At 49.9% G+C, this 840-nt stretch carries 2 protein-coding genes; both read left to right on the top strand.

Going from position 1 to position 840, the window contains the following annotated elements; translation table 11 throughout:
• Positions 1-389: PilN domain-containing protein (locus A3730_RS07905; protein WP_063519012.1), on the top strand; the 389-nt coding region annotated here is incomplete at its 5' end.
• Positions 386-840 (top strand): type 4a pilus biogenesis protein PilO (locus A3730_RS07910; protein WP_063537865.1); only part of this gene is annotated, 455 nt, incomplete at its 3' end. The genes A3730_RS07905 and A3730_RS07910, both read left to right, overlap by 4 nt.

An 840-nucleotide genomic window follows, 5' to 3' on the forward strand; every position in this document is an offset into this window, starting at 1 on the left:
AAACCGCTGAGCTGAACGAAAAGATCAAGGAAATTAAAGAGCTGCAAGCCCGTCGGGATGAGTTGGTTGCACGAATGGAGGTTATTCAGAATCTTCAGGGAAATCGCCCAACTATTGTGTATGTCTTTGATGAATTGGTGCGAACCCTGCCTGATGGCGTGTTCTATTCTCAGGTCAAGCGCATCGGGGACGTATACAGCATTGCCGGGGTGGCGGAAAGTAACAATCGCATCTCCCGGTTGATGCGTAATTTCGATGGCTCCCCGTGGTTTGGTGAGGCCAATTTGCAGAATGTGACTGCGCTGGAGGATGGCTCCCAAGCGAATAAGTTTACCTTGACCGTGAAGCAGTCCTCGCCGAACAGCAAGAAAGAGGGAGAACAAAAATGAACGCCTCTGAGCTGAAAAATCTCGATTTACGGGAGTTGATGGACGAGCTTAACAGTCTGGACTTCGAAAATGTGGGGGGGTGGCCAACACCGGTCAAAGTCGGTGCCGCGTTACTCGTTTTGGTCGCTGTACTGGCGCTGGGATACTTCTTTGTTATTCAGGATGCGAATAAGCTTCTCGATCAGCAGCAACGTGAAGAATCGTCGTTGCTGAAAAGTTATGAGAAGAAAGCGTTTGAAGCGCATAACCTGGATCAGTTTCGTGCCCAGCTTGCGGAAATGGAGCAGACCTTCGGTGCGCTTCTAAAGCAGTTGCCCAAGGACACCGAAGTGCCCGGCTTGCTTGAGGATATTACGCATACAGGTTTGGGGAGTGGGCTCGAGTTCGAAACCATTGCACTGAAGAAAGAGGCAGAAAAAGAATTCTATGCCGAGTTGCCGATTGATATTCG

Source organism: Alcanivorax sp. HI0044 (assembly GCF_001634945.1).